Annotated in this window: 21 protein-coding genes; 10 read left to right on the plus strand and 11 right to left on the minus strand. The window is 45.1% G+C overall.

All coding sequences use genetic code 11. From position 1 onward, the window contains the following. Window positions 1-2,688 (minus strand): magnesium chelatase subunit H (gene bchH / locus MC7420_RS04435; RefSeq protein ID WP_044205083.1); only part of this gene is annotated, 2,688 nt, incomplete at its 3' end. Between the two features lie 236 nt (window positions 2,689-2,924). Between bchH and MC7420_RS43725 the strand changes: the two genes are divergently transcribed. Beyond that, window positions 2,925-3,092: a DUF3796 domain-containing protein gene (locus MC7420_RS43725; protein ID WP_315897217.1), complete on the plus strand. Its 168-nt coding sequence runs from the start codon at window positions 2,925-2,927 to the stop codon at window positions 3,090-3,092. Window positions 3,093-3,296: 204 nt separating this feature from the next. Here the strand turns inward: MC7420_RS43725 and MC7420_RS04440 are convergent, their stop codons facing one another. The 4 genes from MC7420_RS04440 to MC7420_RS04455 all read right to left on the minus strand — a co-directional run bounded on the left by MC7420_RS04440 (window position 3,297) and on the right by MC7420_RS04455 (window position 6,762). Beyond that, entirely contained in the window at window positions 3,297-3,938 is a 642-nt protein-coding gene (locus tag MC7420_RS04440; RefSeq protein WP_006099098.1) for a DUF3386 domain-containing protein, read from the minus strand. Window positions 3,939-4,133: 195 nt separating this feature from the next. Beyond that, the gene (locus MC7420_RS04445; RefSeq protein WP_006099062.1) at window positions 4,134-5,255 is read right to left on the minus strand and encodes an alanine/ornithine racemase family PLP-dependent enzyme; all 1,122 of its coding nucleotides are present in this window, start codon (window positions 5,253-5,255) and stop codon (window positions 4,134-4,136) included. Between the two features lie 23 nt (window positions 5,256-5,278). Beyond that, entirely contained in the window at window positions 5,279-6,400 is a 1,122-nt protein-coding gene (locus MC7420_RS04450; protein ID WP_006099026.1) for a DUF1611 domain-containing protein, read from the minus strand. A gap of 122 nt (window positions 6,401-6,522) precedes the next feature. After that, a complete protein-coding gene (locus MC7420_RS04455) occupies window positions 6,523-6,762 on the minus strand; it encodes a hypothetical protein (protein ID WP_006098945.1) in 240 nt (79 codons plus the stop codon). A gap of 369 nt (window positions 6,763-7,131) precedes the next feature. Here MC7420_RS04455 and MC7420_RS04460 point away from each other — a divergent pair, with 369 nt between their 5' ends. The 5 genes from MC7420_RS04460 to MC7420_RS04475 all read left to right on the plus strand — a co-directional run bounded on the left by MC7420_RS04460 (window position 7,132) and on the right by MC7420_RS04475 (window position 12,190). Then, the gene (locus MC7420_RS04460) at window positions 7,132-7,866 is read left to right on the plus strand and encodes a helix-turn-helix transcriptional regulator (protein ID WP_006098879.1); all 735 of its coding nucleotides are present in this window, start codon (window positions 7,132-7,134) and stop codon (window positions 7,864-7,866) included. A gap of 256 nt (window positions 7,867-8,122) precedes the next feature. Then, window positions 8,123-8,770, plus strand: a complete 648-nt coding sequence (locus MC7420_RS04465; RefSeq protein WP_044205253.1) for a type I restriction endonuclease subunit R — start codon at window positions 8,123-8,125, stop codon at window positions 8,768-8,770. Window positions 8,771-9,071: 301 nt separating this feature from the next. Then, window positions 9,072-10,124 (plus strand): ATP-binding protein, encoded by a 1,053-nt coding sequence (locus MC7420_RS04470; RefSeq protein ID WP_006098933.1) that lies wholly within the window; start codon window positions 9,072-9,074, stop codon window positions 10,122-10,124. After that, window positions 10,108-10,344, plus strand: a complete 237-nt coding sequence (locus MC7420_RS42260) for a hypothetical protein (protein WP_232231636.1) — start codon at window positions 10,108-10,110, stop codon at window positions 10,342-10,344. The genes MC7420_RS04470 and MC7420_RS42260 overlap by 17 nt, the downstream gene beginning before the upstream one ends. A 163-nt stretch (window positions 10,345-10,507) precedes the next feature. Continuing rightward, a complete protein-coding gene (locus MC7420_RS04475) occupies window positions 10,508-12,190 on the plus strand; it encodes a tetratricopeptide repeat protein (RefSeq protein WP_006098814.1) in 1,683 nt (560 codons plus the stop codon). Window positions 12,191-12,432: 242 nt separating this feature from the next. On the opposite strand, the gene MC7420_RS39165 is transcribed toward MC7420_RS04475, so the two are convergent. Further along, window positions 12,433-12,579: a hypothetical protein gene (locus tag MC7420_RS39165; RefSeq protein WP_006099050.1), complete on the minus strand. Its 147-nt coding sequence runs from the start codon at window positions 12,577-12,579 to the stop codon at window positions 12,433-12,435. Next, window positions 12,576-13,580 (minus strand): NADPH-dependent aldehyde reductase Ahr, encoded by a 1,005-nt coding sequence (gene ahr / locus MC7420_RS04480; RefSeq protein WP_006099071.1) that lies wholly within the window; start codon window positions 13,578-13,580, stop codon window positions 12,576-12,578. Before ahr ends, MC7420_RS39165 begins: the two co-directional genes overlap by 4 nt. 170 nt (window positions 13,581-13,750) lie before the next feature. On the opposite strand from ahr, the gene MC7420_RS04485 reads away from it, so the two are divergent. Further along, complete coding sequence (locus MC7420_RS04485; protein WP_006098864.1) at window positions 13,751-15,418, plus strand: dynamin family protein; 1,668 nt, start codon at window positions 13,751-13,753, stop codon at window positions 15,416-15,418. Between the two features lie 227 nt (window positions 15,419-15,645). Here the strand turns inward: MC7420_RS04485 and MC7420_RS04490 are convergent, their stop codons facing one another. From MC7420_RS04490 to MC7420_RS04500, 3 genes are all read right to left on the minus strand, one after another. Further along, the gene (locus MC7420_RS04490; RefSeq protein ID WP_006098911.1) at window positions 15,646-15,834 is read right to left on the minus strand and encodes a hypothetical protein; all 189 of its coding nucleotides are present in this window, start codon (window positions 15,832-15,834) and stop codon (window positions 15,646-15,648) included. Window positions 15,835-16,660: 826 nt separating this feature from the next. Beyond that, complete coding sequence (locus tag MC7420_RS04495; protein ID WP_006099114.1) at window positions 16,661-17,080, minus strand: acyl-CoA thioesterase; 420 nt, start codon at window positions 17,078-17,080, stop codon at window positions 16,661-16,663. Between the two features lie 15 nt (window positions 17,081-17,095). Beyond that, entirely contained in the window at window positions 17,096-18,187 is a 1,092-nt protein-coding gene (locus tag MC7420_RS04500) for a serine/threonine-protein kinase (protein WP_006099038.1), read from the minus strand. A 200-nt stretch (window positions 18,188-18,387) separates the two neighbouring features. On the opposite strand from MC7420_RS04500, the gene MC7420_RS04505 reads away from it, so the two are divergent. From MC7420_RS04505 to MC7420_RS04515, 3 genes are all read left to right on the plus strand, one after another. Next, entirely contained in the window at window positions 18,388-19,137 is a 750-nt protein-coding gene (locus MC7420_RS04505) for a DUF561 domain-containing protein (protein ID WP_044205091.1), read from the plus strand. Window positions 19,138-19,216: 79 nt separating this feature from the next. Then, complete coding sequence (locus MC7420_RS04510; RefSeq protein ID WP_006099090.1) at window positions 19,217-20,131, plus strand: pentapeptide repeat-containing protein; 915 nt, start codon at window positions 19,217-19,219, stop codon at window positions 20,129-20,131. Window positions 20,132-20,454: 323 nt separating this feature from the next. Next, a complete protein-coding gene (locus MC7420_RS04515) occupies window positions 20,455-22,809 on the plus strand; it encodes a heavy metal translocating P-type ATPase (RefSeq protein WP_006099041.1) in 2,355 nt (784 codons plus the stop codon). A gap of 113 nt (window positions 22,810-22,922) precedes the next feature. On the opposite strand, the gene MC7420_RS04520 is transcribed toward MC7420_RS04515, so the two are convergent. Further along, window positions 22,923-23,426, minus strand: coding sequence for a DUF3172 domain-containing protein (locus tag MC7420_RS04520; RefSeq protein WP_006098983.1), 504 nt, complete (start codon window positions 23,424-23,426; stop codon window positions 22,923-22,925). Between the last annotated feature and the right edge of the window lie 72 nt (window positions 23,427-23,498).

Below are 23,498 nucleotides of genomic sequence, written 5' to 3' on the forward strand. Positions count from 1 at the left end.
TTTTTGGGCAATGTCTCGTCCTCGTTGATAGGCTCCCGGTGAGGGCATCCGATAGGGGTCTAAGGCATGAATATTTCGTCCGGTTGGTAATACGCCTACACCATCTCGTAATAAGTCACCGCCCGGTGCTGGGGGAATGTATTCTCCATTTAATCCCCGTAACAGGTTCGTCAGTTCATCGGTGTTTTGCTGTAATAAGTGGGCAATTGTTTCTATTTCAGTGGCAAGGGAATCGGCATGACTATTTTTATCCTTAACCACAGAAGATAATTGAGTGGTTTGAGCATCTCCGAGTTTATCTATTACCTCCTTAATTAAACTAGATGCGCCATTATCGCCAAAATAAGCATTTAAATAGCTAGCCAACGTTTCTGGGTTCGGGGGTTCGCCCAAAGTATGTAATCCGGATGAAAATAGGCGTTGTTCTACCACTTGCAAGTATTCATACAATTTGACCAGATAATGATTAAATACCTCAGCACTGAACAAGCGCACATTATCAGGTGTGAACGGAATCCCTAATTTTTTAGCCTGATCAAAGGGACAATCAGCATCTAAGCCACTATCCACAATTTTCTGACAAATGTCAGGTTTTAACGCATAATTTTTGTCTGGGTCTTCTCGGTACTCAGCAATTAAATCTCGCAGCGCGACTAATTCTTTATACAATCCCGCCCGCCCATAGGGGGGAACATTATGGGAAATTAGGACACCATAGCCGCGCCGTTTGGCTAAAATGGATTCCGAGGGATTATTGGCAGCATAAATATAGAGATTGGGAATATCTCCCAGCAAAATATCTGACCAGGAATACCCGGTATTGCCTAAAGGAGAACCCGGTAACCATTCCACGGTTCCATGCATCCCGAAATGAACCACTGCATGAGGTTGAAACTCATGGTGTAGCCATTTATAGAACGCGGCATATTGAGGATGAGGGGTCATATCCCGTTCAAACATTAACCGCATCGGATCACCTGAAATACCTAACGGAGGTTGCACACCTATCCAAATATTTCCTAATTGAATTCCACCAATTTGGAAGTCATCGCCGTAAGTTTTCATTCCGGTTCCGGTGAGGGATTTCCACTGCTTTTCGATGCGAGTTATCAAGAGATAGCCGAGCCATTTTTCCAGGGTTTTAACGTTGACGGAGTTTGTCGCTAAATCCTCATGGCTAATGGCTTCATCGGCTGCTTTGACGCGGCGAATCAGTTCTTCGCCATCCTCAGGTAACTCGCCCACGGTATAGCCTTGCTGCTTGAGGGCGTGAAGGACTTTCAAGAGCGATCGCGGTACATTGAGTAAAGCTGCTGTTCCTGTCGCCCCATATCCGGGCGGGAAACCATAGAGAATGATGGCAATTTTCCGTTCTGAAGCGGGTGTCTGTCTCAGTTCAATCCAACGCTTCAGGCGTCCCGTCAAGCGTTTCACCCGTTCGGGAATTAGATAAATATCCTCTCCCACCAATCCCCCCAGAGGAACCGTGTCAATTGCCCCATCTAATTCTGGTAATGCATATAATACGACAGATTGCAAGCCACCAATTCCTTGTCGCGTCCAAGAGTGAATATCCTGAATCAGTAACGGTGCGGCGACAATATAGGGAACATTTTTTGCTGTGAGAATGCGTTTTGCTACCTCAACTTGACGCCCCGCCTCCATAGAACCAGCGGGTCCTCCGACTAATGGAAAGCCAATTGTAGAAACAATCGCGTCAACTTCAACAGCATCTTTGGATAAGGATAATGTGTCAATTGTACCCAGTTTTCGTCGGGCAGTTTCATCCGCCGAGGTCAGCCAATCGCGCACCGCCACATGTCCTTCCACACCATTAATAAAGATAGGGACGGGGATTAATCCAGCGTTCTCAAACTGGCGAATTAATTGGGAAATATACGGTTGTTTAGAGACAACGTGTTTGCGATAGAGGAGAATCCCGACAATGGGAAGAGATCCCCCCCAGCCCTGCTTAATAAGGGGGGTGTTAGAGGGGGAGGAAGCATTATTTTGCTTTTGCCGATACCACTCCTGATAATGCTGTGGCGAGGTAAAATATCCATCATAATCGGGATGTAATAAACCCATGTTTGGAGTTTCGACTGGCGGTGGAATGTCTCCCACTTGTAATCCTAAGTATTTTTCAGCGAGTACCCAAAACATTGAAGCAACGTTTTCGGAACCACCAGCATTCCAGTAGCCGTAGATAATCAGCCAGTTGCGTAAATCCTGAACTTTTTTCGCCGGAATATATTTCAGCAGCTTGGGACCCGTCTTCAGAAAGCTAATGTAACCCGCAAGTTTATCTTCTTCTCGTCCATTGCTAAATTTATCCAGAATAAACTTAATCGGCTTGGGCATTCCTTTGGGCTTATCGCCAATTTTAAACGCCCCGATTTGAGTCAGACTCATTAATTCGAGGGCGGATTCAAAGACAAGGCGGATGGAGATATGTTGGGTTCTCTCCCGCAGCCATAATACTTGGTCATAATCAAACAGCAGACTGGCGAAGAAGACATCAGCATCCTGGAGGGCGGCGGCGACGATATCCGGTTCTGTGGTCAAGGATTGGTCGCTAAATACGCGGATATCCAAGTCTGTACAGCGCTTTGTCGCCCAATCAGCCGCTTGGCGATACAAGTCGGCGTTGAATGATTCAAACCCAGCGATTAAGACGATGCGTTTCATAGACCCAAGCCCGAACGATTTCTTCATACATTGATCTTAATGGGTCTAGGAGATAAAATCCTGATTTTGTCCAGATTGTTCCAGATGTTGTATGCAACGTCTCTACACAGGTTTTGCGATTCGTTGCTAGACCCCTGATGATCAATCATCCAGTTGAATTCACTCAGTAGTAGGAGGGCAAAAGCCCTGAGCATTGGATATTAATAATAATAGAAACAAAAACAGCGAACAAGAAGATGGCAAACACAAGCGAAAACACAAAAGTGTCAAAACTCAGATATTTAGGTTTCCTGGGTTTTTTGGGATTGCTAGGCTTGATTATTTCTAATCCGGGATTATATGGATTTTTCGGGTTCTTTGGATTTTTTGGTTTAAAAAACAAAACGGAAGACCCAACGTCTTGAAGGCTGAAGGCTTAAGCGAGAGCAACATTTTGATTGCAGGTGGAAAATACTTTGAGATAGAACTCTCCCTAACCTTCCCTAAATCAACCCCTCCCTAACCCTCCCCTTGCCAAGGGGAGGGAACTCGAACGGTTAACATCGCGAAACTAAACAAACAAAGCCCGCCGAGGCGGACTCAGGAAAAATCAGGGAATTATTTACCATTTACAGAAGTTTGATATTTGAGAAATTAAACTCCTGAACGGACTCTTTTCCATCAGTTTCTGTACGAATAATCCGCTGGGTCAGGATAACATAGTCGCCAACCTTTTCGTAATTATCTTCAAACACACTTTTACCGCCCTTTTGTTCACCCGTTTTGGGGTCGTGGTAGACGGAATCATAACGGTGAGAAAGATAACCTTCGCCCGTGTTGTGGGAACTAAAGGTATTAATCGTAACGACAACGCCGTGAATGTGACGGTGGACGTGGGTTACTTCATTATCACGGACTTTATAGCGATCGCCTTCTGCTTTACCGCCCATTAAAAGTTCCACAGCACCTGTCTCATCGGTATCGCCGAAGGAGAAGGTGTTCTTTGCGTGGGTGTCTTCAAAGGAACGGCGAACCCGGTGAATCGCGGTTTCCCAGAGTTGAGAGTGAATCGCTTGCTTGGCGTCTTCGTCTTCGACATCAAAGACTTCGGCTTTCATATCTGGGTTCACCCGAACCTTCCCTGTAACTACCTGATCATCCTGTTTGAATGTCACATCTGCGGTGTAACCGGGGAAGTTGTGATCCCAGGTGTAGCGGTTCTCATACGCCGCCCGAAAGAAATCACGCGCTGATGTTTGAACTCCAACCATCTGCTTCTCCTATATGTTTACTTTTGCGTTTCTGTAAACTAGCATAGTCGGGACTATCTAGCCTGTATAGACCCCAAGTGGGTACTGTCTGCGTCAACTACGCCACTGGGGAGCAGGGGCAAATAGTGAGTGGTGCAAGATATGAGTTAAACGGCAAAGATTTTAACATCAACCCCGTTTATTGACTTACAACTTCTAATTTATAGGTGAGACCATTTTTAACGTTTTAACCACAGGAATTATAGCTTCAGTTGCCAGGATAAATTGCTTTCTAATAAAAGGAGAAGTCATCGCGGACAGAAGACCGCCGTAATCCAGGTTAAAATTCACTTCATCTCCAACTTGTAAGTTGTGGTTCTTGCCGTCGAGAATAATATGATCACTGCTAGCTCCTAGTATTTCTAGCTTTTTCTTCGATTTCAAGCTAGATACCAGAACGTCCTGCCTTCCCAAAGCAATAATCACTCTCTGGCTAATTCCTCGATCTGAGAAACTAGGAACGTTTCCAAAAGCATCTTGACAGATCTCGCCAAATGGTAGGGAGGGCTTTGTCTTGGACTCAATAACTTCGGCAACGAGTTTGAATGCCTCTGTGTGTAAACCTGGAATCGCTTTTCGGTTCACAGTTTCGCGCCCTAAAAGAATGGATTCACCCAAGCGAAGATTGTTGATATTGCCGATATATTGAGCAGATTTATACCATTCATAATTAGCCGAATTACCGCCGGATATTATTTCCAAATTAATCTGAAATTCTTTTTGGATGCCATTAACCAGTTCAGACAATTTATGCATATTTTTCTTGTCTGGCTTTACTCCACCATAACAAGCCAAATTGCAGCCAATACCAACAATTTTTATACGGGATAGAGAAAGAATTTTCCTGATAAATTGAGAAAGATCACCAGGAAGTACGCCTTCCCGCAGATCTCCTAACTCTACCATCACAATTATTTGATGATTTCTATTATGTATTTTTGCATAATAGGAAAGTTGCTTAATCGTCTCGATTTCAGTGTTTAGACTAATGTCTACACTTGTAACCACAGCTTCAGCCTGACTGAAAGGAGTGCGTAGAAGCACAAACTGAGTGGATATCCCAGCATTTTTCATTTTTTGAATGTTTTCAATGCGAGAGTCAGCAATAAATTTGACTCCACCTTGAATCATTGCCTCGACAATAGAAGGTTCTCCTAGCACTGCTTTGGAGACTCCCATCAATGAAATTCCTCTGTGCCCATAAAGTTCACATAGCATTCGGGCATTGTCCCGTATTTGAGATAGGGAAATTTCTATCCTTGGCATAAACAATTTCATTGATTATTTCCAGACGATTACGTCTACCTCATTCCCAATACAGGCATTTTTTCTAAACTCTTCCGCTTGATGGTTTGATTCAGGTTTGGAAAATGATCACCTAAGGCTTGAATGATTTTTTGGCATCCATGATTCAAGACATCCATTGTCGGCAATTGAAACTGCCTCTCATAATCCTCTATGATTGTCAAAATCTCTTCATCTGCTAGGTTTTCATGGCTTAATGCAATCGCCATAACTTTAGCTTGAGAAATCGCTTCAATCAGTTTAATTTCGCTCTCAACAGTTGGCATTGGCAAATGAGGAAAATCGCACCGAAATTTCCTAGCTGGTGGATGTTGAAGGATAATACCATCGGGCATACTTCCTTTCAAGATGCCGAGAGAACTCATAAAAGCGGGATGACTAACGGCACTCTGTCCCTCAACTAAAATGATGTCGGGACGTTCGTTGTCAAAGGCTTGAATAATAGAGTTTTCTATTTCACCAATCACAAATTGGGAAATCAGAGCATCAATCGATATGCCATACATTGCTCCCTGCATCAAAGCAGTTTGACCCGTCGCTACCAATACTGACTTTATGCCGAGAGTCTTGAGGGACTTGTTGAGTTCTATTGCGGTTGTCATTTTGCCGCAAGCACAATCTGTACCTAATATGGCGATTACAGGAACATTAATTTTAGAGAGTTGACCCGTAAAGACGTGCAAATCTTGTAATTGTGGAGGTTTTCTGATATCTTTAATTTGGATATTATGTTGGGCAGCCATCTGGGTAAACTCTTGATCTTCAGAGAAAAACTGATGAAGACCGTTAATGATATCCATTCCTTTTTCCATGGCTTCTAAGATAAGAAGCCGTTCTGCCTGGGATATAAAGGCATCTAAAGGAGCTTTGCCATAAATGTAACAGTTGGGAACCTCTGAAAGGTTAATTAATGCTTCATTTAAATTAGCAAAAATGGGTATACCATTCTTTTCTTGCCCTAATTCTTCCCCTGCGTCTTTACCCGCTCGTGAACTATCAATCACCCCAACAATTGTATACCGTTCAGAGTGTCGAACCAACCCAGCAGCAGTTTTTCCGTCTGCTAAACTAAATTGATTTTCGCAGTAAATTAAAGCCGTTTCTTTTCTGATTGTCATTTCAATTAGTTTCTTTTAACTTTTTTTTTCACTCATCAGGAGACTTTTTGGTAATTGCCAAGTATCTCGACAATTTATAATTTTCTCTACATACTTGAAATCATTTCCTGGCAAGCTTCCTGTTAAATCGTTTTGGATAAACTTCTGTTTAAGTTAGCCATTTCAACCACAGCCTCTCGGTGAAACTGAATCACACAAGAGGCTGATTCCCGATAATGGACACGGGTACAGGTAGATACTTTTAGTGTGATCGTGTTAGGGGTCGAATCGAGTAACCGTTGCACCGTACAGGGTTGCCTCTTATTCTTGCAGTAGGCAATGATGCGATCGCCAACTTTAATATCGAGTGCTTGAATGTTCATTAATACTCCTCCTTTGGGTCAATGAATTGGCTGTGTCAGTCGTATCCAGCGCGAAAAACGGTTTATCGGTACGACTCAACCGAGGGACCATTAATTGTCTTGGAGGTGTTGTGATTGGCTAAGGCTTTTATTGCTCAAAGCCCGTCAGATCATCAAGAGTAGATTTCTCACTCCTAGCTACTCTACTGTGGTAGTACCTCTTCAGAGTAGCATATAAAAATGACAAATTATATCAAAATAAAAATTTTAGCGTCAAGATAATGTCGCTATACTGTAATTACTGTTCACCCAGATAAAAAAATGAACTCTCCTAAGCGTTCAGGTTAAACCATGCTGACTTATTTAACAATTCGTTCAAAATGATAGATTATGACCGTGCCAAGTACGATGAACCGTTCTCTCCACAGTTTTTTCCAAGCGATCGCAGATGCTCGTGATGAGCAGGAACTTCGCCTGCAAATTATGGACGAATTAGGGGAGCATTTTCAGGCGCAGTATTGGGGGCTGTGTCTGCTCAACGAAGATTCTCACGCGGCTGAGGTGCAGATGCAAGGGGGAGCGGATACGGAGGGGTTTGTCGCCGATTACAATAAGCTGGCGCGGAAGGTCGATCCGGTGTTACGCTACGTCATAGAACACCATGCTCCCGCCCATGAACAACTGGTATTCTCTCCAGAGGTTTGGAAACAATCTGAACTGTACCAGAATTGTTATGCTCGCTACGATCACGAACATGTGATGATGGGTCCGATTGTCAGTGGGGGGCGTTTAATGGGTGGGGTATATTTTGCCCGTGCTTCTGATGCACCTGCGTTTGATTATAAAGACTTGGCTGACTTAACCGGATTATGCTTGCATTTATCATCACGTCTGGCTACCTTGCGATCGCAAGCCAAAAAATCCCAGTCTCTCGTCGCTAATCGCCTCACTCCACGGGAACGGGAAATTGCTGATTTAGTTGCCAAGGGGTTGACAAATGCGGAGATTGGTGCTGAACTTTGGATTACTCAAAATTCTGTGAAACAGGCGCTGAAACGGATGTTCCGCAAGCTAAATGTATCAGCGCGTGCGGAGTTAGTGGCGCGATTGCAAGATACTGTGTAGAGACATTACATGCAACGTCTCTACCATCGGGTAATAAAAGTTAAGAATAGGGCGGGTTTTGTTGTTTTATATGGGGTGTGTCCACTGATTTAATCCCTAAACCCGCCCCTACACTATCATGGTGCGATCGCGGGTGGTAGGAAATGGGCAGGTTTGGTTATCAATGGAGTCAACTCGATTCGGTATCACTGGCTTGGAGGAGATAGGGTATCCTGAACAGTTTGCTACACTAAGGTTAACAAATAGACAGCAACAGATGGTTACAGGTGTAGGGATTACAGACACTATAAAAAGCTTAAACGATCTGCGAGTGCGCTGTAATTTGCGACAGGCGGATGATGAGCGCTTTTTCAGTGAGTGGGTTGACAATTTACCCGAACTCGACGAACAAGAAGAGGCGGGTGTTACTCGCATTAAGCAACGCTATGATTATCATCGCGGCGATGGTTTGTTATTAGAAGGTACGATTAATCTGCTGGTGGTTTCGCCACTATTGGAACTTGCAGGGTTTCTTGATCCACCTTTCCGCATTCGTTCGCCTTATGGGGTTGGATTAGAATTTGATGATCCTGAAGAAACGATTCGCGGTTTTATTGATACGCTAGTTGTACAAGAACAACTTTGGATTTTGGTAATTGAGTCGAAGCGAACCAGTATTCCGGTTCCGGCGGCTTTACCGCAGTTACTGGCTTATATGTTAGCGAGTCCCCAGCGGGGGAGTTCAGCATTTGGTATGGCGACAAATGGGGATGAGGTTGTGTTTTTAAAGCTAAGTCAAGGAGATAGTCCAGAGTATGATGTATCGCGGACTTTTTCGCTGTTTCCCAGGCGACATGAGTTAAGCGAGGTTTTGCGGATTTTGAAGCGGTTGGGACAAGCGGTAGTAGTGGCGTGGCACACCTAAAATGGTAGATTAGAATTGTAGGGGCGCAAGGCTTGCGCCCAGTTTAACCCTTCGACTTCGCTCAGGGTTAAACGTCAAATCTATTCCACAATTTTAGCTGTGTCAGTCCAGTAGAGTGATATTATGTTCGGCAAATCAGCCAGGATAAAAAATTATCCCAGTCTCTGAGTCTTCGCGTCAGTCCTAATTATGGGTATTCAAGCGAACATTATACATAATATGAGAGTATTTATCCCAGACTCCGAATAGTTAAAAGGTATGATCTAATGATAATACTCTGCAACAATAAGTGAGGAAGCTGATGAGCGAGGAGTTAATTACCAATATTTACAACGCCTTCGATCCATTTCAACCGTTAGAACCTGATGATCCAGTTTATGTGGACTGTCATCAAGTACGCGGGGATGAGAATATTTTTCGCGAGTTAGGCAAGAAAATTATCCGATCGAAACAACCCACTTGTCAACTTTACACGGGACATCGAGGAGTCGGCAAGTCAACGGAACTCAAACGGCTCAAAAAGCATCTGGAAGAAAAAGGTTTTTTTGTCGTTTACTTTGCGGCGGATCAGGAAGATATTGACTCGGAAGATGCCCAATATACCGATATTCTCCTCGCTTGTACCCGGCATATTTTAGAGGAACTCGAAAATCTGGCGAGTCCCAAACCCTTGCAAGAGTGGTTGAAAGGGCGATGGGAATCTCTGAAGGGTTTAGCCTTGACAGAAGTATCTTTGGAAAAGGTGAATTTAGAGACGACAATCTCCCAATTTGCCAAACTAACAGCCACATTAAAAGCCGTTCCCAGTACACGAGAAACCATCCGCAAGCAAGTTGATATCCATTCAATTTCTCTAATTGATGCCCTGAATGAATTTATCACGGAAGCTAAGACCAATCTAAAAGACTCGAAACTAGCTGTAATTGCCGACAACCTCGACCGAATTGTACCTGTAACTCGCGTAGATGGACGCAGCAATCATGATGAGATATTTTTAGACCGATGCGGACAACTCAGGGCGTTACAGTGTCATGTTATCTATACTGTACCCATTTCATTAGTGTACTCGAATCGAGCCACACAGGTGCGAGATAATTACGGAGACTGCCAAGTTTTACCGATGATTATGGTGCGAAATACCGATAACTCGGTTTATGAACCTGGATTAAAAACACTCAAAGAACTGATAGGTAAGCGAGTGGGTCAATTTGCCCCTGATGCTTCCCTGGATACCGAAATTTTTGATAAATCTGAAACCATTGAGCGATTGTGTCTGGCGAGTGGGGGTCATGTGCGGGAAGTGATGCAATTGATGCAAACAGCACTCGACTGGACAGATGATTTCCATTACTAACAATGCTGTGCAACGAGCGATTACCAAAGCCCGTAATAACTATCGTAATGCAGTAGATGCAGAGGACTGGCAGAAGTTAGCCGAAGTTTCGGTTTCAAAAAGCATTCCTAACGATCTTGATTATCGAAATTTATTATTTAACCGCTGTTTGTTAGAATATCGCCATGTCGATGAAAGGGGAGAAATCAAGCGCTGGCATGATAAGCTGTTCGGCATTTAAACCTTAATATCAATAACGGCGAAAGCCTTGTAGTGCGAGCATCTTGCTCGCTACTAATACCCAATTTAAATGCATGACAGCTTACCCACCCATTGATTAAAGAAATTGATGAATTTCGAGAGGCGCTTGATACAATGAAGAAAAGAAAATCAGCATAATCTCGATGAAGCCAATCCCAGCCAATTTTATTGATGATTTTCCTATCGATTTAGGGGAAGAGTATCAACCGCTACGGCGTGCTTTAAAGCGGCGCAGAGGATTTGGCTTGCTGTTTGTCCGCTGTTCTCCTGCCCAAGGGGAACGATTGATTGCCAGAGTACGAAAGGATGTTCCCCAGAAAACAGTTGATGTTTTATCCTTAGACAAGCCTATTGATAATCTCTACGAAATTATTGACAATCTCCCGAACAAAGACAAGCTGGATATTTTGTTTATCAAAGGAATTGAAAAATCTTTGGTGGATTATATCAAGCCGGGGATTGGGGGAGAAGGTGACTATTATAAGGAAGACACTGTACCGAGAATTTTAGGTCATTTGAACCTTCAGCGAGAACGATTCCGCGATGATTTCCCGATTTGCTTTGTTTTTCTGCTGCCGTTATACGCTCTTAAATACTTTATCCGTCGCGCTCCAGATTTTTTTGATTGGCGTTCGGGAGTGTGGGAATTTCCGGCGAGTTCAGATTTAGTTGAGCAAGAAGCAAGCCGCATTCTTTCTCAAATAAACTCTGAAGATATTTTAAAGATGAATACCTCAGAAATAAAACAAAAAATATTTGAAATTAAAGAATTTTGTGAGGTATATAAAAACTACGACAAGAAAAAAGATTTGTTTTTTACGCAAATTTTACTTTTGCTTGCCAACCGTGAACTTGATACGGCATTAATTTACTGTCAAGAATTAATTCACGAAACTCTTGAAGATGGTTGTCAAGACTTCGAGTCAAATCCTGTTTTAATAGGTACAACTTGGTTAAGTTATGTGATTGGCAATAATTATCAGAAGGCACTGGCTAGCTGTGACCAACTCTTAAAACTCCAACCCAAAAATTACCAAATCTGGTTAATACGGGGGATAACTTTATCTCGGTTTGCAAGGTACGAAGCTGCTCTAGTCAGCTACGACAAAGCCCTTGAACTTCAACTTGACGATAATTCTGTCTGGGATCATCAAGGTTATGCGCTGTATCACTTGGAAAGATATGAGGAAGCGATCGCTAGCTATGACAAAGCCCTAGAAATTCAACCTGACGATTATTATGCCTGGTACTTCCGGGGTATTGCACTATCTTATTTGGGAAGATATGAGGAAGCGATCGCTAGCTATGACAAAGCCCTAGAAATTCAACCTGACGATTATTATGCCTGGTACTTCCGGGGTATTGCACTATCTTATTTGGGAAGATATGAGGAAGCGATCGCTAGCTATGACAAAGCCCTAGAAATTCAACCTGACGATTATTATGCCTGGTACTTCCGGGGTATTGCACTATCTTATTTGGGAAGATATGAGGAAGCGATCGCTAGCTATGATAAAGCTTTAGAAATCAAGCCTGACTACCAATCTGGTTGGTCTCACCGAGGTAATGCGCTATCTTTCTTGAAAAGATATGAGGAGGCGATCACCAGTTACGAAAAAGCCCTAAAATTTAAACCCGACTACCACTATGCCTGGTACTTCAAAGCTTGCTGTTATGCTTTGCAGGGTAATGTTGACTTGGCAATCGAGAACTTGCAGCAAGCTATCAAGTTGAATCCTGACGAATGCCGAGAAAAGGCTAAAACCGACTCAAAATTTGACAGCATTCGGGAAGATCAGCGGTTTCAAGCGTTGATAGAGGGCTAAAAGGGAGAGTCTCAGTTGAGTAAAGGGCGACCCGATCAAATTGAGTGAACAGTGTTGTGGATTGGTGCAAGCGGGTCGCCCCTACAATGTGCTAAGCTGTTCGGCATTTAAACCTTAATATCAGTAATGGCGCAAGCCTTGTAGTGCGTTAAGCGAAGCCATGCCGCAGGCTTTGCATCTTGCTCGCTACTAATACCCAATTTAAATGCATGATAGCTTATATTCCTTGGAGCGATCGCGCTCTATCCTTCCTCCGGCTTTCGACCTATAATGGTGCGATGTCGCGGCTCACTCGCCACGGTGACGTGATGTTCAAATCCCACCGTCTGCATCAATCCTTCTACATCCAAGGTGTAATAATCATCTGACCAAGGAGCAGGGCTTTTCATGAATGCTTTAAAACCAAGCGATAGCGCGGTTTACCATGGCGCAGTTTTTCCATCGCCTCATTCACCTGCTCAAAGCTGAAGGTTTCAGTAATCGGTTCAACGCCCTGTCGTGCGGCGAAATTGATCATCTGGGAAATCGTTGCTGGACTCCCCACTGGACTAGCTGAAATTGACTTTTGACCAAGAATCAGAGGGAAAATGGGGGTGGATAAGGGATTGGGAATGACTCCAACAAAGTGTAACCGACCTTTGGGACGTAATGCAGCAATGTAGGCGTTCCAATCGAGGTCAGCATTCGCTGTGGCGAGAATAAAGTCAAAGGAATTCTGCACGGATTCTAAGGCGTTGACATCGCCCGAATTGATAAAATGAGTGGCTCCCAATTCCCGTGCTTCTGCTTCTTTATCAGGACTACTGGAAAATGCTGTGATCTCACACCCCCAAGCCTGGAGGAAACCCAAAGCGATATGACCTAATCCACCAATACCAATTACGCCAACGCGATCGCTTGGTTTAATGTCAAACTGAACAATCGGGTTAAATACGGTAATCCCGCCGCAGAACAACGGACCTGCGGTAGCGGGATTGATCCCATCAGGTAGGGGAACCACCCAACTGTAATCCGCACGAACCTTATCCGCGAATCCACCATGACGACTGACAATTGTCCCTTCTGCGTTCGAGCAAAGGTTGTGATTTCCTGACATACACCATTCACACGTCATGCAGGAACCCGAAAACCACCCTAATCCAACTCGTTGTCCTAGGTTGAGCGTGGTGACTTTATCGCCCAATGCAGCAATTGTACCCACAACTTCATGACCTGGAACAAAGGGGTAGTCGGTCATTCCCCACTCATTGTCCAGCATACTCAGATCACTGTGACAAATCCCACAATACTCGACCTTAATCTCTACCTCTTCATCACCGAGAGTACCGGGATCGTACTCGAAGGGTTGGAGTTGTCCTCCGGGTTCATGAGCGGCATACGCTTTGATCATGATGAAATCTGTAATAGTTACTGTCTATCATGTTAAAGGATTGAACCCCCTTCTATCAGAAAAATAGTGTACCCTTAGTTACGGTTGATGGAAATAAACCCAACTCTACTAAGTTAGATAAAGATTCCTCAAACTCTGACATAAGACATAAGACATAAGACGAATGACCAATGGAACAGGACGTTTTCCGCGAACTTGCTAACACGCTGCGATCGGCAATTGGGTTGCTGGATGGGGAACAAAATGCCCAACTCCGCCAAGACGCGATCGCACTCTGCGATTATCTGGAGAATCCGATTTTCCGCATTGCTGTTTTTGGTCCGTTTAATTACGGGAAATCAACCCTACTCAATGCTTTATTGGGTAAACGTACCCTACCTATCGATTTAATCCCCACCACAGGTGCAGCGATTCATATCGGTTACGGGAACGAATTACACACGCGCATTACGCTCTCTAATGGTCAACAAATCAGCGAGAACGGTACAGATGTCCTGAAACAGTTTGCCATATTAGATGACCAACGGCGGATGCGGGAGGATGTGACGAATGTTGAGGTTTTTTGTCCCCATCCGTTCCTAAAAACGGGGGTAGAATTGCTGGATTTACCGGGAACGGATGATCGGAAAGCCCAGGACGCTTTAGTTCGCGACCAACTGCTCTCGGCTGATTTAATTGTTCAGGTTCTCGATGGTCGTAAGTTGATGACATTAGGGGAGCGAGAACACCTGAGAGATTGGTTGTTGGATAGGGGAATAAATACGGTTATTTTTGTGGTAAATTTTCTAAATTTATTGGAACCCGACGAGCAGAAACAAGTCTATAACCGTTTGCTGTTTGTAGCAGAAAGTTTCCGATCGCAACTGCCCAATAATATCAGTAATATCTATCGCGTCGATGCTCTCCCCGCCTTACGCTATCGACTCAAAGGCGATACCGCCGCCGCCCAAACCACGGGGTTAGATATGTTTGAATCGGCGCTGCAAAGCATTGTCGCCACGCGCCATGAGAGCCTCGCCTTCCGCTTTCCCCGTGTGCAAGCGATCGCGTCTCAAATCCAACAGGCTGCAACTGTCAAAGTGCAAGCCGTTTCTGCTGAAATCACCGTGGCTGAACAAAAGCATCAAACCAAATTAGAGATTAAACAAAAAGCACAAAACCTAATAAAAAAAGGATTCGCCGCCAGTGTGTCTGATTTCCAAGGATGGCTCTATTTACCGAAACTTTTAGAACGCTATCAATCAGAACTGGTTACAGCGCTTCAGCAGGGTACATTTAATCTATGGGAACAAGGTGGTTTTAAAGAGGCGATTCAGAACCATCAACAGGGAATTGTTAAATGGGTGCATCAAGCCAGTGAATTTTTCGATCGCCAACCTCCCCCTGATCTGACGATTCCCTTTCCCAAACCCCCAGAAGTCAAGCTTCCCGAACCCCCACCCCAAGCCAAGGGAACTAAGGGCGTTACTCCAGTTGCGATCGCAACAGGATTGGGTTGGGTATTTGGTGGACCCGTTGGTGCGGCGGTTGCGGGTGGGGCGACGTATTTGTTAAACAAAACTCCTAGCGATTCTGCACCGCCAAAATCGTCTACGTCTTATATAGAACAAGTGACTCAAGCTTACACCGATGCAGCAACAGAGTACCTAACGTGTTTTAGCCGCGAGGCGGTTTCTGCTTTGGAAGCATATATGAAATTGGCGGAAACGGTGATTAATGTTAATTTGACGAATGAACCATTAAAATTGACAATTGAGCATCATCAGTTACAGTTATTGCAAAATGTTTTAGCGAATTTGGAGCAAGAATTGGAGCGGGTGCGGTTAGCCCTGAATTAAAGCCCTGAACTCAAGAGCGGGCTGAAAGCTAAAACCCGTTTTAACGGGTTCAAATCTTTTAATGGAGCAACATTATAGGAGCAAGTCGCCCTGAACTAAAGTACTCTAAGAGAAGCCGCTCCGCGTCTACGGGCTGAAAGCTAAAACCCGTTTTAACGGGTTCAAATTCTTTAATGGAGTAAGCTTTAGCTTACTTAAGCTTTGGGTTCCGGAAATTTATTTCCCGGCTACTTTTGATAACGCCACTGTTTTGCCCGAAACACACCAACTAATTTAATTCCACTCTCAATTTGAGCAAATCGCTCTTGTTTGACGGATCGCGCTGAACTCTCCTGCACAGAGGTTAAGCTATAACTCAGGAGTGCCAAGACTAATGCCGTGGCGGTTAAATTACACGTAAATCTTATGTTAAACATTGCCCTGAAATAACCTTACTCAATCACTGGCAAGACTCCAGTGGTAAACTCAGCTATGACTTGGTGATGGAAAATCACCGGGATAAAACTTCCTGTCAAGTAAAATCATAAACTAAAAACCCTCCTAAATAACTTCAGTAAACTTACTGAAAAATTTGCGGCTGTTCTATCAGCAATTTCGCGTAGATTCACCGAACAATCTTCATAAAATGAAGATTTGATGAAAATTATGGGTAGTTTACCGATCACTGGGGCGACTCAGGTACGGCGGTTAGGCGATGGCTAAATAGGGCTTGCTGCACAAGTCAGCGTTCAATTGCCAGTCAAGCTCAAGTTAAACATGATCATTTCTGGTTAAAACTTCCAGCATGAATATAATACCCAAAAGCATCACAATAAGAACAGATTCCATAACTAAATCTCCTGCTGTCAATACTTCAACAGTAGAAAAATATAGTTTGGTTTAGATAGGATAATAGGTAACTCTTTTGATTGACTATTAAATAACCAATCCATCTCGCCCAATCTGTAGCTTTGGTAACATCTGGATATGTACAGTTTGCCAATTGGCACGGCTACAATGGCACTTCTCGATTGGGTGCAATACAGACTGGGGCAGGGTGTAGGGTGTAGGGTGTAGGGTGTGGGGTGTAAAGCAGGTTAAGACGAATGGCACTGACTTTAGAGTTTGTAGTAAGCGCTTTAGCGCTTCTGGCACTAAAGTGCCTACTACGAACCCAGCTTAAGTCAGTGACATTCAGGTTAAGACATTCTCTACTGTTCCCTGTTCCCTATTCCCTATTCCCTGTGGGGATTAACTGATGTCCTAACGTTTCTTCGTAGTGCTATATAACCAATTAATCATCCCATCTGGCAAGATAATTTTAGTGCGAGTGTTCGTATCAATACAAACATGGCGAGTTAAGGCATCTGCTAGGTGTCGTTGCGGTGAAGCAGCATCGATAACCTGATACTTAATTTCAAACTTGCTATCACTTAACCGTTGAGGTATCCCATCAATCAGCAGCTTGTCCCCACAAAACATGGGCTGGAAAAAGTCTACACTACTGTGGATAATTGGCACAGCCACAGCAGTGTGGCTAAAAAATGTCTTGAGATTAATACCCACCTTGGCTAGAGAGTCTTCATAGGCTTCGTGACACATCGCCAAAACATTGGCAAAGTAAACGACACCAGCAGCATCGGTATCTTGAAAGCGGACGGTGCGATTATAGGTAAAGGACATGCTTGACTATTCTGTTCACTTAGAATTTCCCAATGGCGGTTGACTCGGACGCCACCGCTTTTTTTCTCGCCGTTGTTTCCAGTCCCGAATGGCAATCGCCTCTTTTGCGGCGGGAGTGCGATAACCCTTGCGGTTACTTTCATCTTGATTGGCTGAGGTGCTAGTTTTCGGGGGGGGTTGTTTGACTAAATACTGCGCCAGATCGTCGTAGGGTGATTTAAAATTCAGGTCTTGCAGAATGTGCCGAACTGAATGATAACGATTCGTCAGCGATACATTCGTCATTTTCCGCAGCACTTGAGTCAAAGGCTGACTGATATGAACTAAGCGTTCCCAGTATAAGGCACCGGTTTGGCGATCGCTGTGCAAGTCTAGAGGCGCTTTTCCGGTTAGCAGGTAAAGACAGGTCATCCCTAGGGCGTAGATATCACTGGCAAATACCGGGCGCAGCGAAAACTGTTCGGGTGGGGCAAATCCGACGGTGCCGATAAAATGAGTTGAGGCGAGTTTCATGCTACTGTCTAGGGCTTGCACCAACTTTTCCTTGACCGCACCGAAGTCAATCAACACCAGCCGACCATCGTCTTCACAGCGGATAATATTTTGTGGCTTAATATCTCGGTGAATCACGTTATTGCGGTGAATGTAGTCGAGTAGGGGTAGCATTTCCGCCAAAAACTGTCTGATGGCTACCTCAGATAAACATCCACTCCGCCTGACTAGCCGTGCTAAGGTTGAACCACGGACATATTCCTGAACTAAAAAAAATTCCTCTCCAGTCTCAAAGTAATCGAGTAACATGGGGATCTGAGAGTGACTACCCAGTTTGCCGAGAATTTTTGCCTCTCGTTCAAAACGCTGGCGAGCATTCTCCAAGGCTTTCGGGTCATCAACTTTGGGGCAAAGTTGCTTAATCACACAAAGCGGTTGACCCGGTAACTCAGCATCTTTGGCGAGAAAGGTCACGCCAAACCCACCGCGCCCCAACATTCGCAAGATCTCATAGCGATCGCAAAAGAGTTCATTTTGACCGCAAAGCTGACCAAGTTGGGTTTGCTGTAAAATTTCCGAGTGGAAGGAAGACAGGTTTCCCGGCGCAAAATTCATTTTTCCAGAATCTGATGGTACAAGCTCTCCAGCCTGTTCTTAGTTTAGGCAAAGATCTTATCTTTCTTCAAATTTACACGACGCCCCGATAAGTGGCACAATATATATTTCCTATTCATGAATAAATGTAGGCGACCTGAGCGATTAACTTCGACAAAAATAAACGATAGATCGTTAGTATATAGAGCAGACGTGCAACGATGACTATGCATCCAAAACTACAAAAAGCTTTTGAACACCGCCAAGTCCTCAAGGTTATTAGTGGCTTGAATAACTTTGACTCCCAACGGGTGAGTGCTACCGTTAAGGCGGCGGATCGGGGTGGTGCGACGTTTGTCGATATCGCCGCTGATCCAGATTTGATTCGTCTTGTAAAAGGGTTGACAAATCTACCAATTTGTGTTTCTGCCGTAGAACCCCAGCGATTTGTCAATGCAGTGGAAGCCGGGGCAGATTTGATAGAAATTGGGAATTTCGATAGCTTCTACGCCCAAGGGCGGCGGTTTGAGGCAGCAGAGGTTTTAACCTTGACCCAACAGACGCGATCGCTCTTGCCTGATATTACTCTATCCGTTACTGTTCCGCATATCCTGACGTTAGATCGGCAAGTGGAACTGGCACAAGAACTGGTGCAAGCCGGGGCAGATATTATTCAAACCGAAGGCGGTACGAGCAGTCAACCTCGTTCGGCGGGAACCTTGGGCTTGATTGAAAAAGCCGCTCCCACCTTAGCCGCTGCATCGGAAATTTCTCGCGCCGTATCTGTACCTGTACTCTGTGCTTCTGGCTTATCCAGTGTCACCGTACCTATGGCAATTGCCGCAGGCGCGGCTGGCGTTGGCGTTGGTTCGGCGGTGAATCAGTTAGACAACGAAGTGGCGATGGTTGCGGCTGTCCGCAGTTTGGTGGAAGCCTTGGCAACGGTTAACCTAACACGAATAGGCGTTTAAGTCATTCGAGTTCCCTCCCCTTGACAAGGGGAGGGTTAGGGAGGGGTTAATTGTTACCACTCTTTATCCCTAGTGCAGCTTGGCAAAAATACTTGAGCAGCTTCGTAGATACGATGAAGCAGGGGGAGCAGAGGGAGCAGGGGAAGCGGGGGGTGCTAATTTAGCCGGATCAAATCTCGCTGGCGCGAACTTCAGCAATGCAGATTTAACTAAAGCGTACTTGGTTAATGTGAATCTTCAGGGTGCTAATTTGCATTCTGCTCGTTTGGTCGATGTTAATATGGCAAGAGTTAATTTGAACGATGCTGATTTGAGTGAGGCTAATTTAAAAGGGAGTAATCTCGAACGGGCAACTCTAGAAAATACTAATCTCAGAAAAGCCAATTTGGATGCGCGGAGAACCAGTCGAACGCTTCTCTCCTCTGCTAACTTTAAAAATGCAGATCTCAGTAATGCGTCTTTGAGAGGTGCTTGGTTAATGGCAGCTAATCTGGAAGGAGCCAATCTCACGGAAGCAAATCTGAGTAGTGATATCTACAAAGAAGCTAACATGGTCTATACCCATCACACCAATTTAATTGGTGCAAATTTAGTCAATGCAAATCTAACTGGGGCAAGTTTGGTTCATGCTTTTTTAGTCGATGCTAATCTACTTAATGTCAATCTAACGGGGGCAAATCTGAGCCATGCTTTTTTAGTCAATGCCAAGCTCATCAACGCCAACCTGAGCAATACTGACTTAGAAAAGGCTAACTTTGAGAATGCTAATCTAACGGGGGCTAACCTCAGTAATGCCAATCTGCTTAAGGCTTTCTTGGTGAATGCGAATTTGAGTGAGGCGAATTTGAACTCCGCTCGTCTTGTGGATATTAACATGAGTGGCGCTAATCTCAATGGCGCTGATTTAAGTGATGCTGAGTTGAGAAAATCGAATTTATGTGGGGTGACGATGCCAGATGGTTCTACCTCGAATACAGGTTGTGAAGCCAGTTAACCGTTGGGGTTAACGACTTATAGCACTACGAGGTACGGAAAGGACATCAGTTAGTCCAAGAGGGAACAGGGAACAGGGAACAGGGAACAGTAAAGAATATCCTAATCTGTCTTAGTACCGCTATAATTTCTTTTCCTTCAGCGTGTTCGCGGGAGTCCTCGGCTTCAGGAAACCTGATGGATCTAGAAATTCATAAAAATCGTTGAATTATCGACTAATATCTTAATAATTTGTGAATAAAAATTGCCAACTCTGAATTAACCATCCTTAACGTTTTATAGTAGAAATGCCTAACGACCAATCAAAAGTTCTGAGGCATGAGTATGGTAAATCTGGACATCCGATGGGACGCGATCGCAAGCTACGCAAGTTATGATAACTCCAACTATTTCAATTGGGCAAAGCCGTCAAGGAATACGGCTGCACCGTCTGGGAGAATCCCTTGTCGCGTAGTGCATTCGATTCCGGGACGGGTGCGATTTCGCGTGCCTCGGTTGGTGGATGATGCTGATTATGCCCATTGTTTAGAAGCATTGATGGCGTCCCAAGATGGGATAACTCAGGTGCGTATTCGTCGCGCCGCCGCCTCTATTGTAATTGGCTATAACACTCAGAGGCTGTCTGATGTTCAGATGCGTAGGGTGTTGCTGGAGTTGATTCAAACCTCTGGAAGACGAGACAGGGAGCAGGGGAGCCAATTTGTAGGGGCGGGTTTGACCGATAACGTTACCCAAGAAACCGCTAACTTGACTAAACCCGCCCTACTTGGGGAATCCCAATCCCCAAATCCCAATCCCCAATCACTAGACGAAAATGATTGGTCTGAATTGAAACGTCCCGCCCTGGCTACTCTCCTCGCCCTGTTAGCCGGTCCGTTGCGCCTGCCCATTCCTCAATCTCTGGTGGCGGGTTCTGTCGCTGTGGCGGGGTTACCTGTGGCGAAACGTGCCATCACCAGTTTGCTGGGGGAACGTCGGCTCACGATTGATAGCTTGGATTTGGTGGCGATTACTTTATCTTCAATTCAGGGAAACTGGCTGACACCCGCCCTGATGATGACACTTCACGAATTAGGAGATATTATCCGCGATCGCACGGCTCGTTCGTCTCAGGCTCAAGCCACGGATTTACTCGATTCTATCGGACAATATGCTTGGGTGGAGTGTAATGGGGAAAAACAGCAGGTTCCATTGACTGAGGTAAAACCTGGGGATACTGTAATCGTTTATCCGGGCGAACAAATTCCCGTTGATGGCATGGTATTGCGGGGAAATGCCACGATTGATCAACAGAAACTCACTGGGGAATCTATGCCTGTGGTACGAGGAGCTGGACAAACCGTCTATGCATCCACATTAGTGCGATCGGGTGAATTGTATATCAAAGTGGAACGAGTTGGGGCAGATACCTGCGCGGGTGCGAGTATTCAGTTAGCCCAGCAAGCGCCCGTCCATGATACCCGCATGGAAAATTATGCGGCACAACTGGCAGAACGGTCAATTATGCCCGCGTTTCTCCTCGCCAGTGGGGTTTGGGCAATTACTCGGAATCCGGCTAGGGCAGCGTCTATTTTAACCCTAGACTTTGTTACCGGGATGCGTGTCTCGATTCCCACCACCTTTCTTGCCGCCCTCACCCATGCTACGCGCCATGGTATTTTAGTCCGTTCAGGACGAGCTTTGGAACAACTTGCCCAGGTGGATACGATTGTTTTCGATAAGACGGGAACGTTAACGCAGGGGAATATTCAAGTTGTGGCGATGGAAACCGTAACCAATCGCTTGTCGGCACAACGTATCTTAGAACTTGCAGCCGCAGCAGAACAACGGTTGACTCATCCAGTGGCTGAAGCGGTAATGCGTTACGTGGAGGAACAGGGTATTGATATCTTACCCCGTGGTGAGTGGAATTATGAAGTCGGATTAGGTGTGCGGGCTGAGATTGACGGTGAGAGAGTATTAGTAGGAAGCGATCGCTTTTTGCGGCAAGCTGGGATTAGTGTGGATTGTTTTTATGATCAGCATCCCTGTTGTCGTCAACTCTGGGGGTGCCAGCAAGATTGTCCCATTTCGGCTGATTCTTCCTTAATTTATGTGGCGTGTGAGGATGAATTCCAAGGGGTGATTCAATATAAAGATCCCTTGCGCTTAGAAAGCCGCCGGGTGATTCATCAGTTGCAGCATGAGTATGGCATGGAGATTCATCTGCTAACGGGGGATAGCCAAACTAAAGCCGTAGCCGTGGCGCAGGAGTTAGAGATTCCCTTGTCTCAGGTTCACGCCGAAGCCTTCCCCCAAACCAAAGCTGAGGTGGTGCGTCGGTTAAAAGAACAGGGGAAAACGGTAGCGTTTACCGGGGATGGGTTAAATGATTCCGTGGCGCTGGCGTATGCAGATGTATCGATTTCCTTTGGTGATGGTTCAGCGGTGGCGAGGGAAACAGCGGATGTGGTGCTAATGGAGAATGACTTAGCTAGTTTACTGGATGCGATCGCGATCGGTAAACAAACTCTGGCAATTGTCAAGCAGAATACAGCCTTAGCTGTTACTCCCAATGTGGCGGCGTTGGGATTGGCGTCAACGGTGGGACTTCATCCCCTAGTTGCCACAGGGGTGCATAATGGAAGTGCGATCGTAGCTGGGTTAAATGCGCTACGACCTTTAATGCATCGGGATTAGAAGAAGGGAACAGGGAACAGGGAACAGGGAATGTATTCGTTGCCCGATTACACAAAAATGTAGAGACGTTGCATGCAACGTCTCTACACCTTAGATGGTAGGCAAAATGGGCGTTAAAACTTATCGGTTTCAGAGGGTGAACTGCCTCCTCCTGGTTTGGTAAGGAATAAGTTATCCTCTACCTCATTCTGATAGATACATTCAATTTCTGGATTACCTTCCAATGGACCGGTGAAGCCAAAGGTATTCATCCGATTTTTACAGGATTTCACTTGATCCGAAGTAACCAGGTTCCGTTTCTCTAAAATTGCCCAGTTGTTCCGGCGCAAAACACATCCGGGGCGCATACTCGGCTGGGTGACGTAAACGTTAAAGGGGTTGAGGGTAACAAAAACCCGCATATCTGTAACCATCGCACTGGCACCATACTGGATACACAATTCCGGATTGGGCGCACTGCGGTCAATAGCTTCACGGGATGCTACATTTTCCAGATTGGGACTGGCGGTGGAACTAAAGGCGATACCGACGCCAATTCCCAGGATAAAAATCCCGCCGAGGATGGCGAGGGTGGTGGCGTTCAGGATAGAAGCGATGGGGTTAGTTCGACGTCTCATAGGGGTTGAATCAACTTTACTAAAATTGCCAGGGAATGATTAGAGGGATATTAAAATACCAGACGGTCACTT

The organism is Coleofasciculus chthonoplastes PCC 7420, assembly GCF_000155555.1.
GTDB classification, from domain to species: domain Bacteria; phylum Cyanobacteriota; class Cyanobacteriia; order Cyanobacteriales; family Coleofasciculaceae; genus Coleofasciculus; species Coleofasciculus chthonoplastes_A.